General features: G+C 70.8%; 11 protein-coding genes. 2 read left to right on the plus strand and 9 right to left on the minus strand.

The features are described from left to right. Positions 1-61: 61 nt before the first annotated feature. The 6 genes from ACFVDI_RS06790 to ACFVDI_RS06815 all read right to left on the minus strand — a co-directional run bounded on the left by ACFVDI_RS06790 (position 62) and on the right by ACFVDI_RS06815 (position 7441). A complete protein-coding gene (locus ACFVDI_RS06790) occupies positions 62-2065 on the minus strand; it encodes a glycoside hydrolase family 3 protein (RefSeq protein WP_378901937.1) in 2004 nt (667 codons plus the stop codon). A 130-nt stretch (positions 2066-2195) separates the two neighbouring features. Continuing rightward, positions 2196-2609 carry a hypothetical protein gene (locus ACFVDI_RS06795; protein WP_378901940.1) on the minus strand — a complete coding sequence of 138 codons (414 nt, stop codon included), beginning with the start codon at positions 2607-2609 and terminating at the stop codon, positions 2196-2198. Positions 2610-2732: 123 nt separating this feature from the next. Next, positions 2733-4295, minus strand: a complete 1563-nt coding sequence (gene ffh, locus ACFVDI_RS06800) for a signal recognition particle protein (protein WP_378901943.1) — start codon at positions 4293-4295, stop codon at positions 2733-2735. Between the two features lie 185 nt (positions 4296-4480). Next, positions 4481-6694 carry a [protein-PII] uridylyltransferase gene (locus ACFVDI_RS06805; RefSeq protein ID WP_378901946.1) on the minus strand — a complete coding sequence of 738 codons (2214 nt, stop codon included), beginning with the start codon at positions 6692-6694 and terminating at the stop codon, positions 4481-4483. Between the two features lie 20 nt (positions 6695-6714). Next, positions 6715-7053, minus strand: coding sequence for a P-II family nitrogen regulator (locus ACFVDI_RS06810; RefSeq protein ID WP_357340416.1), 339 nt, complete (start codon positions 7051-7053; stop codon positions 6715-6717). A gap of 49 nt (positions 7054-7102) precedes the next feature. Further along, positions 7103-7441 carry a P-II family nitrogen regulator gene (locus ACFVDI_RS06815; RefSeq protein ID WP_165110363.1) on the minus strand — a complete coding sequence of 113 codons (339 nt, stop codon included), beginning with the start codon at positions 7439-7441 and terminating at the stop codon, positions 7103-7105. 195 nt (positions 7442-7636) lie between these two features. Here ACFVDI_RS06815 and ACFVDI_RS06820 point away from each other — a divergent pair, with 195 nt between their 5' ends. Beyond that, a complete protein-coding gene (locus tag ACFVDI_RS06820; protein WP_378901951.1) occupies positions 7637-8683 on the plus strand; it encodes a class I SAM-dependent methyltransferase in 1047 nt (348 codons plus the stop codon). A 24-nt stretch (positions 8684-8707) separates the two neighbouring features. Here ACFVDI_RS06820 and ACFVDI_RS06825 read toward each other — a convergent pair whose 3' ends face one another. Then, positions 8708-10276: a glycosyltransferase gene (locus tag ACFVDI_RS06825; RefSeq protein ID WP_378901954.1), complete on the minus strand. Its 1569-nt coding sequence runs from the start codon at positions 10274-10276 to the stop codon at positions 8708-8710. A 102-nt stretch (positions 10277-10378) separates the two neighbouring features. Between ACFVDI_RS06825 and ACFVDI_RS06830 the strand changes: the two genes are divergently transcribed. Then, the gene (locus ACFVDI_RS06830) at positions 10379-12265 is read left to right on the plus strand and encodes a rhamnan synthesis F family protein (RefSeq protein WP_378901957.1); all 1887 of its coding nucleotides are present in this window, start codon (positions 10379-10381) and stop codon (positions 12263-12265) included. A gap of 6 nt (positions 12266-12271) precedes the next feature. On the opposite strand, the gene ACFVDI_RS06835 is transcribed toward ACFVDI_RS06830, so the two are convergent. Both ACFVDI_RS06835 and ACFVDI_RS06840 read right to left on the minus strand, forming a co-directional pair. Further along, positions 12272-13237: a sugar phosphate isomerase/epimerase family protein gene (locus ACFVDI_RS06835; protein ID WP_378901960.1), complete on the minus strand. Its 966-nt coding sequence runs from the start codon at positions 13235-13237 to the stop codon at positions 12272-12274. A gap of 43 nt (positions 13238-13280) precedes the next feature. After that, a complete protein-coding gene (locus tag ACFVDI_RS06840) occupies positions 13281-14288 on the minus strand; it encodes a sugar phosphate isomerase/epimerase family protein (RefSeq protein WP_378901963.1) in 1008 nt (335 codons plus the stop codon). Between the last annotated feature and the right edge of the window lie 12 nt (positions 14289-14300).

The raw sequence follows: 14300 nt of genomic DNA on the forward strand, positions 1-14300 counted from the left end.
AATGGCCCGATCCAAGTGTCGCGAATCGAAGATTCGGACAACTCGGACCGGGCCAGTTCTGCTATCGGTGGGTCCGCAGCCCGTGTCCGTACGCGAACAGCGGGTCGTAGTCCGGGTCGCCGATGTTGATCGGCTCCTGGTCGACCGAGCGCGGCCAGGTCACCGGGAGCTTCCCGGTGAAGGGACGCTTGCCGAAGAGCACATCGGCGACACCCTTGCCTTCGCTGCCCGGCAGCCAGGAAGCGACCAGGGCGTCGATCTGCCCGAGCAGCTCGGGCGGGATGATCATCGGGCGCCCGGAGACGACCAGCACGGTGCAGGTCGCCGCGGCCGCGCAGACCGTCTCGATCGCCGCGGTGTCGGCGTCGCTGAGGTGCATCGTCAGCGCCGGCCGTTGCACGCCGCCCTCGCCCGGGTCGTAGCCCCAGCGCGGGCCGCCGACGTCACCGAAGCCCTCGGCGTACGGGTGCTCGCCGACGACCACGACACCGTGGGCCCCGGCCGGGACCGGCGCGGAGGCGTCGGGCGAGTGGGTCACCTCGCCGCGGGCGGCCGACTCGATGCCGTCGAGGACGGTGTCGCCGGGGATCTGGTGGGTCGAGTTGCCCTGCCAGGTGATCGTCCAGCCACCGGCCTGGTCACCGATGCTGTCGGCCTTGCTGCCCGCGACGTAGACGTCGTCGCCGCCGGCGAGAGGAAGCGTGTGTCGCCCGTTCTTGAGCAGGACCTGCGACTTCGCCACCGCCTCACGCGCGACGCGACGGTGGGCGGCGCTGCCGATCTCGTCGATGTTGCGCCGGTCGGTGAACGGCTTCTCGAAGAGGCCTAGATCGAACTTCGCGGTCAGGATCCGGGAGACGGCATCGTCGATGCGGGCCATCGGGACGGCGCCGTCCTCGACCGCCGCGGTCAGCGTCTCGATGAACTGCGGATATCCGACCGTGTCACCGGAGAACGGCTCCATGAACATGTCGACGCCGGCGTTGACCGAGATGGCGACCTGCTCGGCGTAGGTCCCCGGGATCTGGTGGATCGCCCGCCAGTCGGAGATGACCAGGCCGTCGAAGCCCTGCTTCTCCTTCAGCCAGCCGGTGACGAGCTCCTCGTGGGCGTGCATCTTGAGCGGGTTGCCGAGGCCGTCCTCGGTCCAGTCGACGCTGGAGAAGGACGGCATCACCGAGCCGACGTCGTGCTTCTTGATCGCGGTGACGTAGGGCGAGAGCGCGAGCTTGGCGAACTCGGCGCGCGAGGCCTGGGTGATGCCCTGGTCGATCGTGTAGTCGCCCTCCCCGGTGCCGAAGGTCGTGAACCCGTCACCGGCGAAGTGCTTGGCGGTGGCGAGCACGCGGTCGGGGTCGTCGAGCTCGCCCCGGTCGCCCTGGAACCCCTCGATCATCTGGGACATCTTGGCGGCCAGCCTCGGGTCCTCGCCGAAGGACTCGTAGGTCCTCCCCCACCGGTCGTCGCGGGCGACGCAGATGCACGGGGCGAAGTTCCACTGCGGTCCGGAGGCGCGGGTCTCCTCGGCGGTGATGTGCCCGATCTTCTCGGCGAGCTCCGGGTCACGGGTGGCACCCAGGCCGATGTTGTGCGGGAAGACCGTCGCGCCGTTGAGGTTGCCGTGACCGTGGACCGAGTCCACGCCGTAGAGAAGCGGGATGCCGAGCCGGGTCGAGAGGGCCTGCTCCTGGAAGGCGTCGACCGTGTCGGCCCATGCCTCGGGGGTGTTCTCGGCCGGGGTCGAGCCGCCGCCGGAGAGTACGCTGCCGAGCCCGAGCTCGGCGATCTGAGCGGGGTCGGCGGCGACGTCCGCGCGCTCGGCCTGGGCCATCTGGCCGACCTTCTCGGCCAGCGTCATCCGGGCGAGCAGGTCGGCGACGCGGGTCTCGGTGGAGAGGCGTGGATTCTTGTAGGGCAGCGCGTGGCCCGAGCGGGTGGCTGCGGTGTCGGCTGCGGTGTTGGCAGAAGCCGCGGTGGACGCGGGAGTGACGAGGAGCGTGGCGCAGAGCAGGCCGGCGAGAGCCGAAGCTCCGCCGATCGCGCCGCGCTGTCTGTGTGATCGCACGGGACAGGCCTCCTGAGAGTGATCTGCCGGCGCCTCACCGTCGAGGCGCCAGGGCTCGTGAGAGCGCTCCCAGAGTGGCGGTGATCACATCAGGGGTCAATGGCTACGCGTGCGTAACCCGCCGAATTCCTCAGATCTGGTCAAGCAACCAGGACGGTCCCAGGGCTGTGGCGCCGCCACAACGCGCCTGCAGCATCCGGTCGGCGCTCACCAGGGTCACCCGATCGCCCTTCTCCACCGCCTCGCGGACGACCTCGACGATCGCGGCATCACCGTCCTTGGGCGCGTGGACGGTCTGCACGTGGGCGTCCCGCCCCGGACGTACGCCGCCCTTGGCCTGTCCCTCCAGGACCAGGACGATCCGGTCGTGCGGGAGATCGGCCACCAGCAGCGCCTCGTGCAGCCGGCGCGCGGCCCCGGCGCGGTCCTTCCACCAGCCGTCGGGGCGGGCACCGACGACGTTGGCGCCGTCGACGACCAGGACCGTCGCCACTAAAGCCTCGACCAGGAAGTAGTCGGCGCGTCGCGACGCAATGGCACGCACTCCGCAGCGTTGCCCCGCCTCGGAATACCCCGGTATGCCTTCGACGGGAAGCCTGAACGAAGTGGCCCTTGCGGAGCACGCACCCTGACGACGCGAAACATCCAACTAGTTCCTGTTCGAGCCCTACTTTAGGAACTTGGAGAAGTCCGCGGGCAGGTTGAGGTCGGCGGCGGCCTTCTCATAGTCGATCTCCTCGCCGCCGGGCACGCCGAACGGGTTGGCGGCGACCGGCTTCTTCTCGGCCTCGGCCTTGGCCTGCTGGGCCGCCTTGGCCGGGTTGCCGGACTTGCGCGCGCCCTTGCCCTTCTTCTTCTGGGCGACCTGCTTGGCGCCGGCGCGCTTGCCGAAGCCGGCACCGGGCGCGCCGGGCATCCCCGGCATGCCGCCGCCGGAGGCGAGCTGCTTCATCATCTTCGACGCCTCGGTGAAGCGCTGGATGAGCTGGTTGACGTCGGAGACCTGGCGGCCCGAGCCCTTCGCGATGCGGGCACGGCGGGAGCCGTCGAGGATCTTCGGGTTGGCGCGCTCGGCCGGGGTCATCGACTGGATGATCGCCTTGATCCGGTCGATCTCGCGCTCGTCGAAGTTGTCGAGCTGCTCGCGGAACTGCCCCATGCCGGGCAGCATGCCCATCAGCTTCGACATCGAGCCGAGCTTCTGGAGCTGCTGCATCTGCTTGAGGAAGTCCTCGAGCGTGAACTCGCCGCTCGCGATCTTGGCCGCGTCCTGCTGGGCCTGCGCCTGGTCGAAGGTCTTCTCGGCCTGCTCGATCAGGGTGAGCATGTCGCCCATGTCGAGGATGCGGCCGGCCATCCGGTCGGGGTGGAACAGGTCGAAGTCGGTCATCTTCTCGCCGTTGGAGGCGAACATGACCGGCTTGCCGGTGATCTGGACGATGGAGAGCGCCGCACCACCGCGGGCGTCACCGTCGAGCTTGGTGAGGACCACACCGTCGTAGCCGACGCCGTCGAGGAAAGCCTGCGCGGTGTTGACCGCGTCCTGACCGATCATCGCGTCGACGACGAAGAGGACCTCGTCGGGGTTGACCGCTGCCTTGATGTCGGCAGCCTGCTTCATCAGCTCCTCGTCGATGCCGAGGCGGCCGGCGGTGTCGACGATGACCACGTCGTGGAGCTTGCGCTTGGCCTCCTCGACGGCGTCGCGGGCGACCTCGACCGGGTTGCCGACACCGTTGCCGGGCTCGGGCGCGTAGACCGGGACGTTGACCCGCTCACCGTTGACCTGGAGCTGGTTGACCGCGTTGGGCCGCTGCAGGTCGGCGGCCACCAGCAGCGGTGCCTTGCCCTGCTCCTTCAGCCACAGCGCGAGCTTCGCGGCCAGGGTGGTCTTACCGGCACCCTGCAGACCCGCGAGCATGATCACGGTCGGGCCGGTCTTGGCGTAACGCAGACGGCGGGTCTCGCCACCGAGGATCGTGACCAGCTCGTCGTTGACGATCTTGACGATCTGCTGGGCGGGGTTCAGCGCCTGGCTGACCTCCTCGCCGCGCGCCCGCTCCTTGACCCGGGCGACGAACTCGCGCACCACCGGCAGCGCGACGTCGGCCTCGAGCAGCGCGATCCGGATCTCGCGAGCGGTGGCGTCGATGTCGGCATCGGTGAGGCGGCCCTTGCCCCGGATGTTCTTGAACGTCGTGGCGAGCCGGTCGGAGAGCGTGGCGAACAAAGCGGTCCTTCAGCGGTCAAGTGGCGGTCTGTCAAAGACTAACGAACAGATGTACGCGAGGTGGCATCCTGCTGGCCGCCGCCCGCGGCGGGTGGATGCTCAGCAAGGTATGCAGCCGAGCATCCACTCCCCGCACGGAGTTCCGCCAGGGAAGCGCATGCTCGTCTGCATACCTCGACGAGCATTCACCCCGCGAGCGCCGCCCGCACCGCATGCGCAGCCTCCGCGGCCCGCTGGTCGGTGAGCGCCCCGGCGGAGGCCTCCTGCAGGTAGAACACGTCGACGGCCTGCGGGCCGAGGGTGGAGATGTGGGCGGAGCGGACGGCGATCTCCATCCGCGCGAGCGCGGCGGCGACGGTGTAGACGACCCCGGGGCGGTCGATGGTGCGCACCTCGAGGACGGTGGCCTTGCTGGACGCCTCGGGGCGTACGACGACCGAGGGCTCGCTCCCCCGCGCGGCCGCGCTCGGCGCCAACCGGGTCGCCGGGTCGAGCCGGCCCTCGGTGATCGCCGAGAACCGGGTACGCAGCACCGCGGCGTCGACGTAGGAGTCGTCGAGGTCCCACACGCTGACCCCGAAGCCTGCCTGCTGCCAGGCGCGACACGCCCTGACCGGCAGCCGGGCGACCGCGAAGGTGGCGGCCAGGTCGGCGAGCAGCCCGAGCCGGTCGGGCGCGATCACCCGGACCCGGGCGCCGTCGGCGAGCGGCTCGGAACTGAAGGAGACCGACCCGGAACGTACGCTCTCGGGGATCTCCACGGCGGCCTGCGGCCGCTCCCCCGCTGCGATGCCGGTGTCGAGCACCCTCGCGGCCCGCGCGGCGAGGTCGCGGATGAGCCGTGCGCGCCAGCTGGTCCAGGCCTGGGCGCTGGTCGCCCGCGCGTCGGCCTCGGTGAGCGCGGTGAGGAGCGCGAGCGCCTCGGCGTCGCCCATCGTGTCGACCACGAGGTCGACGGTCGCCGGGTCGTCCGGGTCGCGGGTGGTCGCGGTCGTGGACAGCAGCAGGTGCCAGCGCACCAGCAGCGAGATCAGCTCGACCTCCTCGTCCGGGAACCCCATCCGGGTGGCGATCCGGCGGGCGATCGGCTCCCCGGCGACGCTGTGCTCGGTCAGCGATCCCTTGCCGATGTCGTGGAGCAGCGCCGCGACCAGCAGCACGTCCGGGCGGGCGACACGCGGCAGCAGCGCGACCGCCTCGATGCAGGTCTCGATGGTGTGCCGGTCGACGGTGAAGCGGTGGATGATCGAGGCGTGCGGAAGCAGCCGGATCCGCTCCCACTCGGGCAGGATCCGCGAGACCGCGCCGGTCTCCTCGAGCGTCTCCCAGACCGCGAGCAGCCCGCGCCCGGCCCCCACCAGCCGTACGAAGAGACGGCGTGCCTCCTCCGGCCACGGCTCGGCCAGCACCGGGGTGTCCCGGGCCAGTCGCGCGGCCGTCGGCGGAGCCAGCGCGACGCCGTGCTCGGCGGCGAGCGCCGAGGCGCGCAGCAGCATCAGCGGGTCCCGCGACGGGCGGGCACCCGGCACCAGCACCACCTCGCCGGAGGCGAGTGCCAGGCCGCCTCCCAGCGGCGCCAGCTTGGGACGGCGCGGCGCTCCGGGACGCGACCGCTCGAGCACTCCGTCCACCCGCCGCCAGGCGAGACGGGAGAGGTGGGTCAGGCGGCGGCCGATGGTGCGTACGTGGGCCTGTGCGGTGCGCGCGTCGGCCAGCTCGAGACGCTCGGCGAGCTGGTCCCACATCTCCGGCACGACCCGGTCGGTGGCCCGGCCGGCGATCTCCTGGACGAGGTCACGCACGTCGAGCAACGCCCGCCGCGACTTCTCCAGATCGACTGCGGGCACGTCGACCAGCCAGGTCGCCACGATCGCCTTGATCACGACCGCGTCCCGCAGCCCGCCGTACATCTCCTTCAGGTCGGGCACCGACGCGTGCGCGAGCTCCCCGGCGCGCCGGTGCCGCTCCACGCTCATCGTCCTCAGCTCGGGCAGCAGGGACCGGGCGTGCTTGCGCCAGTGCGCCAGCATCGTCGTACGCAGCCGCAGCACCAGCCCGCGGTCGCCGGCCAGGTGCCGGATGTCGAGCAGTCCGAGGGCGACGCGGAGGTCGCCGGTCGAGGCGGAGAGCATCTCGGAGAACGAGCGCACCGAGTGGTCGAGCTTGGGCGCGGCGTCCCAGAGCGGATACCAGACCTGCTCGGCCACCGGCCCGGGCGAGACGGCGTCGTCGTGCACCAGGACGAGGTCCCAGTCGGAGAAGGGCGCGAGCTCACCGCGCCCGTATCCCCCGACCGCGACCAGGGCGACCCCGACCTCGGGGCCGCCGGCCGCGGCGTACGCCTTGACGCACTGCTCGTCGGCCTGGGCCGTGCGCTCCGCCCGTCCCTCGGCGGTCACGCGCCGGCCCCGTCCATAGGTCAGATAGCGGCGTCGTCGCGGTCGCCGGTGCGCACGCGCACGATGGTCTCCAGCGGGGAGACCCAGACCTTGCCGTCGCCGATGCGCTCGGTCTTCGCCGAGGTCTCGATGGCGCTGACCACCGACTCGACATCCTCGTCGGGAACGGCGATCTCGATGCGGATCTTCGGCACCAGGGCGACGTCGTACTCAGCGCCGCGGTAGACCTCGGTGTGGCCCTTCTGACGACCGTAACCCGAGACCTCGGAGACGGTCATGCCGGTGACACCGACAGCTTCCAGGGCGACGCGAACGTCCTCCCACTTGTGGGGTTTGATCACTGCGGTGACGAGCTTCATTTCTCTCCTCCGGTGGGATTCGATGGACCGGCACTGCGACGAAGCCTAGTCAGAGCGCGTCCGTGTCGCGCGCACCGGTCCGTACGCGGACGACGGACTCGATCGGGCTGAGCCAGACCTTCCCGTCGCCGATCCGTCCGGTCTGTGCGGTCTTCACGACGATCCCCACGACGTCCGCCGCGTCCTCGTCCTCCACCACGATCTCGATGCGGATCTTCGGCACCAGGGCGATGTCGTACTCGGCTCCGCGGTAGACCTCGGTGTGGCCCTTCTGACGGCCGTAGCCGGAGACCTCCGAGACGGTCATCCCGGTCACGCCGAAGGCCTCCAGGGCCTCACGCACGTCCTCCCACTTGTGGGGTTTGATCACTGCGGTCACGAGCTTCACGAGAGGGCGCCTCCAGAGGTCCTTGATCCTGCCATCTTCACCGCCACCTTCACCCGGGGAGGTTTCGACACCCCGCGGCGTGTGTTTCCACTGTGTAACAGACCTTTTGACCGTACGTCGCCGAAGCGTCGAAACACCCGCAAATCACCCGCGCCGCACCCGCGCAGGGCCACCAAAGGTCGCTACCCTCGTCGCATGTCGCTTTACGCCGTCGAGATCGACCTCGATCACCCCAACACCAGCCACGTGCAGGTCCTCGACCTGGCTGGGGCGACCGCCTCGGCGGGCGAGGGGAAACGGGTCCTCGACGTCGGCTGCTGGACCGGCGAGATCGGCCGGATCCTCACCGAGCGCGGTTGCACGGTCACCGGCATCGAGATCGACCCCGAGGCGGCGAGCCTGGCCGAGAAGGTCCTCGACAAGGTGGTCGTCGCCGACCTCGACGCGACGCCGCTGACCGAGATCGTCGAGCCCGGCTCCTTCGACGTGGTGATCTTCGCCGACGTCCTCGAGCACCTCGCCGACCCGCGGGCGGCGCTGGAGCAGGCCCGTGACCTGCTCACCCCCGGCGGCAGGGTGGTCATCTCGATCCCCAACGTCACCCACGGCTCGCTCCGTCTCGCCCTGCTGCAGGGCCGCTGGCAGACCACCGACACCGGGCTCCTGGACCGCACCCACATCAAGTTCTACTCGCGCGAGGGGCTGCTGCAGCTCTTCGCGGAGGCGGGCTACGCGGTCGAGGACCTGCGCGGCACCACGGCCGACCCGCTCAACGTCGAGGTCGCGGTCGATCCCGACCGGCTTCCCGACGTCGCGGTCGAGTGGGTGCGTCAGCAGCGCGACGCGCTGGTCTACCAGTTCCAGCTGGCCGCCCGGCCGCTCGCCGACGGTGAGGTCGCCCCGGCGCCGCCCGACCTCGTCCAGGCCGCCCCCGCAGACGAGGTCCGGATCCGCGATGCCCACACCAGGCAGTTCGAGGAGGTCACCCGCTCCCGGCTGGCCACGCGCGACCACATCCTCGGCATCCAGGCCTCGGCCAACTCCGCCCAGGCGCGGGTCGGTTCCCTGTCCAAGCAGCTGCGCGAGGCCCGCGAGGTCAACCGGCGCCGCCGCGAGCGGATCGAGCGGCTGCGCGGCAAGGTCGCCGGTCTCGAGGCCGACCTGACCTACGCCACCCGTCACCCCGTGCGCAACTTCGGCCGCCGCGTCGTCCGCCGCCTCCGCCGCGCCGCCCAGGGCTGACCGACCCCGTCAGTTTGCGCCAGGTCACCGCACGCCGTTGGAGTAGCGCTCGCGTACGTCCATGTAGTTGCCCCACCGGTTGTTGACGAAGTCCTTCTCCCAGTCGTGGACCGCGTTGTCGCGGCTGACCGACTCGAAGTGGAAGAGGACGACGTCGTGGAGCCAGACCAGCCGCAGGCCGAGTGAGCGACGGACCTTGAGGCACAGGTCGACGTCGTTGTAGTTGACCGGCAGCCGCTCGCTGAAGCCGCCGGCGTCGAAGAAGACCTCGCGCCGCATCGCGACGCAGGCGCCGGTGAGCGCGGAGGTCTCCCGGTTGATGTGCAGCTCGCCGTGGTTGCCGCGCTCCTCGGGGCGGGCCCGGTAGTAGGCGTGGGTGATGGTGCCGCTGCCGTAGATCAGGCCGGCGTGCTGGATGCGGAGGTCCTCGAAGAGCAGCTTGGGGCCGGTCATCCCCACGTCGGGCTCGCGCAGCGGCGCGATCAGGTGCTCGATGACGCCGTCGGAGTAGGCCTCCATGTCGTCGTTGAGGAAGATCAGCACGTCGCCGCGGGCGTGCGCGGCGCCGACGTTGCACTTGGCGCTGAAGCTGAACTTCTCGGTGAACTCGACGAGCTTGATGTCGGCGCCCTCGATCGCCCGCAGCGCCTCGAGCACCGGGGCGGGGGTCGGGGTGTCGTAGACGATCACGAACTCCACGTCGCGGTGCTTGGTCGAGGCCACGACGGAGCGGACGGTCTCGACGACCATCGCGCGCTTCTCGCCCCACACGATCGCGCTGGTGCCGATCGTCGGGATGATCACGCTGACCGGGGTGTCGAGGTCGGGCTCCCGCTCGACCCGGTAGAGCCCGGGCGAGACGCCACGGGTGGCCCTCGCCCGGATCCCGAGCCGGTCCAGGTGGGCCTGGACCGCGCGTACGCCGGCGTCCCAGGCGTACGGCTTGGCCTGGTTGTCCGCGGCGGCCGAGCCGGGCACCTGGCGCCAGTGGTAGAGGGCGCCGGGGACGTGGACGATGCGCCGGGCCCGCTCGCTGACCCGCAGCACGAGGTCGTGGTCCTGAGAGCCGTCGAAGCCCTCCTGGAAGCCGCCGACCTCTTCCACGACCGAACGGCGGAACACCGAGAAGTGGGTGCAGTAGTTGTGGTGGCGCAGCCGCTCCGGGGACCAGTCGGGCTTGTAGTAGGCGTCGCGGAGCTCTCCGGCGTCGCTCATCAGGTCCTGGTCGCTGTAGGCGTAGTCGAGGTCGTCGAACCGGTCGTAGGCGGCGACCATCTTCGCCATCGCGTTCGGCTCGAGCACGTCGTCGTGGTCGAGCAGGGCGACCAGCTCGCCGTTCGCCTCGGCCAGCGAGGAGTTCGACGCGGCCACGATGCCGCCGTTCTCGGCGCGCTCCACGATCCGCACCCGCGGCTCCTTCGCGGCCAGCTCGCGCAGCCGCGGAAGCACCCAGGGTTGCGGTGATCTGTCGTCGCTGAGGATCCATTCCCAGTCCTCGAAGGACTGGCCGAGGACCGAGGCGATGGTGTCCTCGAAGGCATCTGCGGGCGGGTTGTAGACAGCGGTGATCAGGGACAGCCGGGGCGATGGCATGGTCTTCAGCCTATGCCGCTCACCGCCGGTACGCAGCACCCGACACGGGCCGCGCGACCGTTAGGGTGATGGCCGACATCACATCGTCTCGGAGGTTTGGTCGTGTCCCGGTTGGCAGTGTTGGCGACGTACGACACCGAGGGCCGGCTGTGGCCGCACGTGCGCCGCCAGATCGAGGCGTACGCAGCGGCAGCCGAGCTGATCGTCGTCTCCGCCGGTGGCCTGGGTGAGGAGGACCGGGCCTGGGCGCGGGCCAGGGCGCAGGTGATCGAGCGCGACAACGTCGGCTACGACTTCGCCTCCTACAAGGCCGGTCTGGACGCCGCCGGGGACCTGACCCGCTTCGACCTGGTCGTGCTCGTCAACGACAGCTTCATCGGGCCGGTCGTGCCGCCGGAGCGGATCTTCGAGGAGATGGCCGCGCGCGGCGTCGACTTCTGGGGGCTGACCCGTAACGAGGAGCTGGGCGACCACGTCCAGAGCTACTTCGTGGGTCTCACGCCGACCGCGATCGCCTCGGCGGCGTTCGCCGAGTTCTGGCGCGACTTCGTGCCGCTCGACGACCGCGCCGAGGTGATCACCCGCTACGAGGTCGGGCTGACCCGCCGGCTCGCCGAGGCCGGGCTCACCTACGACGCCTACTTCGTGCCGCGCGCGCACGAGCACCGCCGTGCCCGGGCGCGAAGGTCGTGGATGGGCGTCAACATCACCTTCGACCCCGACACCGACCCGCACCTGCTCCCGGACAAGACCGCGGAGTGGAACCTCGTCCGCACCATCGGCGACCAGCCGCCCAACCCGTGCAACACCATGGCCGACAGCGTGCTCGACGCCGGCCGGCTGCCGATCGTCAAGATCGAGACGCTGCGCGACGATCCCTACGCCCTCGACGCCGAGGCCCTGCTGAGGCACTGCGAGCAGGCGTATCCGAGCGTGTTCGCGGGCGTGCGTGACCATCTCGACCACACCCGGGCGGCCCGCGGGCGCCGGCTCACCAAGGTCACGCCGCTGAGCACCGAACGTCGTCTCGACGGCCGGGCGCTGGCCTACTGTGCGCCCGTGGCGGGGCCGGACGAAGGGCTCCGAGCCTCGAACCGGTTCCCGCCGGGCTCGCTGGTGGGCGAGAACACTCCCCCGGCCCAGATCGCCGCACTGGTCGGCTCGGCGCCGAACGTGCTCGAGGTCGGCTGCTGGACCGGACAGCTCGGCCGCCGGCTCGGCGCCCAGGGGTGCCGGGTGGCGGGTGTCGAGGCGGACCCGGAGGCCGCTGCACACGCGGGTGAGGCGCTGGCCGAGGTGGTCGTCGCCGACCCCGCCGCCACCGCGTTGAGCGACCTGTTCGATCCCGGCAGCTTCGACGTCGTCGTGCTCGCCGACCAGGTCGAGTACGCCCCGGACCCGGCCGCTGTCCTCGAGGACGCCCATGCGCTGCTCGCTCCCGGCGGGCGGATCGTGGTCTCCGCTCGCAACGCCTCCCACGGCTCACGGCGTCTCGCCGCCCTGCAGGGGCACTGGTCGGCGACCGCGCTGCCGGTGGACCGCACCCCGCGGCGATCGTTCAACCGAGCAGGCCTGCTGCGGCTCGTGTCCGACGCCGGTCTGGTGGCCACCGACCTGCGCGGCACCGTCGCCGACCCGCTGGTCTCCGACTTCGGCGTCCCGCAGAAGACACTGCCGTACGGCATCGCCGAGTGGGTCCGCGACCAGCCCGACGCCATGGTCGAGACCTTCCAGGTGGCCGCGCGGCCGGCGGTTCCCGGCGAGCGCGTCGAAGCCCCGGAACTCGTCCCCGCCGTGGCCCCCGAGACCGTACGTCTCACCGACGCCCACACCGAGCGGGCCGAGCGGGTCAGGGCCGAGCGGCGCGCCGGCCGCCGGCTCCCCGAGCGGGTCGCGGAGCTCGAGGAGCAGGTCCAGCAGCTGGAGGCGGAGCTGGCCCGCCACCCGTTACGACGGGCGGCGGGCCAGCTCAAGCGGCGCGTGCTCTGAGATCGGTCAGTAGCGCAGGCGGCGCAGGTAGGAGTAGCCGACCTCCGCGGTGTGGAGCGGGCTGATCTCCGGGGTGTCGTTCTCGACGATGTACTCCTCGACCTCGTGGGCCGCGAAGACCTTCGCGAAGTCGATGAATCCGGTGCCGAGGTCGACGTGGTCGCCCGTGGCGGGATTGCGGTCCTTGACGTGGTACTGCCGCACCCGCTGCGGCCCCGCCTTGATCGTGTCGATGGCGAAGTCGACGGCCTCGTCGTTGGACAGGCCGCGGTTGACCCCGCCCGTCACGGCCCAGTAGATGTCGATCTCGAGGTGGACCAGCGCCGGGTCGAGCTCGGTGGTGAGGACGTCCCAGGGAGTGACGCCGCCGCCGAGATCGGTCGTGAACTCGTGGGCGTGGTTGTGGTAGCCGTAGGCGATCCCGTAGCGCTTCGCGGCGGCCGCCTCGACGTTCATCTGCTCCGCCCAGGTCTGCCAGTCGGAGAGCGAGCTGGAGGCGAGGTAGGGCACCACCATGTAGCGCTGGCCGAGGGTCGCCGCGTTCTGCAGCTTGGTCTGCAGGTCGGCGGGCGTGGCGCTGATGCCGTCGTGGGAGGAGGAGGCGCGGATGCCGAGATCGTCGTAGAAGGCCCGCAGCTCGGCCGCGGTCCGGTCGAAGTAGCCCAGCGCCTGCTCGACCCGCGGATAGCCCATCTCGGCGATCGAGGTCAGGGTCGCGTCGAAGCCGGGGTCGCCCCACAGCGCGTCGCGGACGGTCCAGAGCTGGATGCTGATCCGGCCCGGAGGCACCCGGCAGGCGCCGTGCTCGGCCGTCACGGCCGCTCCGGCCGGGGAGAGCAGGCCGGGCACCGCGGCCAGCATGGCACCGCCCGCGACGGCGCCGAGCGCGCCCTTGACCATCGAGCGACGGCTCAGGCCGCGCTCCTCCAGCGAGCGGCGCAGCGCGCCCTCGCCGTCGAATCCGTAACACATGGCTGTTTCCTCTCGGGGGGGGGTTCGAACTCTCGGGGTCGAGTCAGTCGTTGGTGCTGAAGGCGGCGTCGAAGGCGGCCTCCGGGGCATCGAAGGCGAGCCGGCGCACGAACTCGAGCGCCTCGGGGGCGCCGACGAGGCGGTCCATGCCGGCGTCCTCCCACTCGACCGAGATGGGGCCCTCGTAGCCGATGGCGTTCAGCATCCGGAAGCACTGCTCCCAGGGGACGTCGCCGTGGCCGGTGGAGACGAAGTCCCAGCCGCGCCGGGGGTCCGCCCAGGGGAGGTGGGAGCCGAGCCGGGCGTTGCGGCCGTTGCCCGTCTGCAGCTTCGTGTCCTTGCAGTCCACGTGGTAGATCCGGTCGCGGAAGTCCCACAGGAACCCGACCGGATCGACCTGCTGCCACACCATGTGGCTGGGGTCCCAGTTGAGGCCGAACGCCTCCCGGTGCCCGATCGCCTCCAGGGTCGCGACGGTGGACCAGTAGTCGTAGGCGATCTCGGAGGGGTGCACCTCGTGGGCGAACCGCACCCCGCACTCGTCGAAGACGTCGAGGATCGGGTTCCACCGGTCGGCGAAGTCCTGGTAGCCCGCCTCGATCGTCTCCTGGGAGACGGGCGGGAACATCGCGACGTACTTCCAGATGGCGGAGCCGGTGAAGCCGACGACGGTCTCGACGCCGAGGTTCTTCGCCGCCCGGGCGGTCATCTTCATCTCCTCTGCGGCCCGCTGACGTACGCCCTCGGGGTCGCCGTCGCCCCAGATCTTGGCGGGCAGGATGTCGCGGTGGCGCTGGTCGATCGGGTCGTCGCAGACCGCCTGACCCTTGAGGTGGTTGGAGATCGTGAAGACCTTGAGGTTGTGCTTGGCCAGCAGGTCCAGCTTCGCCTGGACGTACGTCTCGTCCTCGGCCGCCTGCCAGACGTCGAGGTGGTCGCCCCAGCAGGCGATCTCCAGGCCGTCGTAGCCCCACTCGGAGGCGAGGCGGCAGACCTCCTCGAACGGCAGGTCGGCCCACTGGCCGGTGAAGAGGGTGATCGGTCGGGTCATGGTTGTCCTTCC

Source organism: Nocardioides sp. NPDC057767, from assembly GCF_042798275.1.
GTDB lineage: Bacteria > Actinomycetota > Actinomycetes > Propionibacteriales > Nocardioidaceae > Nocardioides.

What these genes read in the sequence shown, in the direction of transcription:
- ACFVDI_RS06840 (WP_378901963.1), bottom strand. Translation starts at nt 14,288, where the DNA reads ATGACCCGACCGATCACCCTCTTCACCGGCCAGTGGGCCGACCTGCCG.
- ACFVDI_RS06835 (WP_378901960.1), bottom strand. Translation starts at nt 13,237, where the DNA reads ATGTGTTACGGATTCGACGGCGAGGGCGCGCTGCGCCGCTCGCTGGAG.
- ACFVDI_RS06810 (WP_357340416.1), bottom strand. Translation starts at nt 7,053, where the DNA reads ATGAAGCTCGTCACCGCAGTGATCAAACCCCACAAGTGGGAGGACGTT.
- ACFVDI_RS06820 (WP_378901951.1), top strand. Translation starts at nt 7,637, where the DNA reads ATGTCGCTTTACGCCGTCGAGATCGACCTCGATCACCCCAACACCAGC.
- ACFVDI_RS06825 (WP_378901954.1), bottom strand. Translation starts at nt 10,276, where the DNA reads ATGCCATCGCCCCGGCTGTCCCTGATCACCGCTGTCTACAACCCGCCC.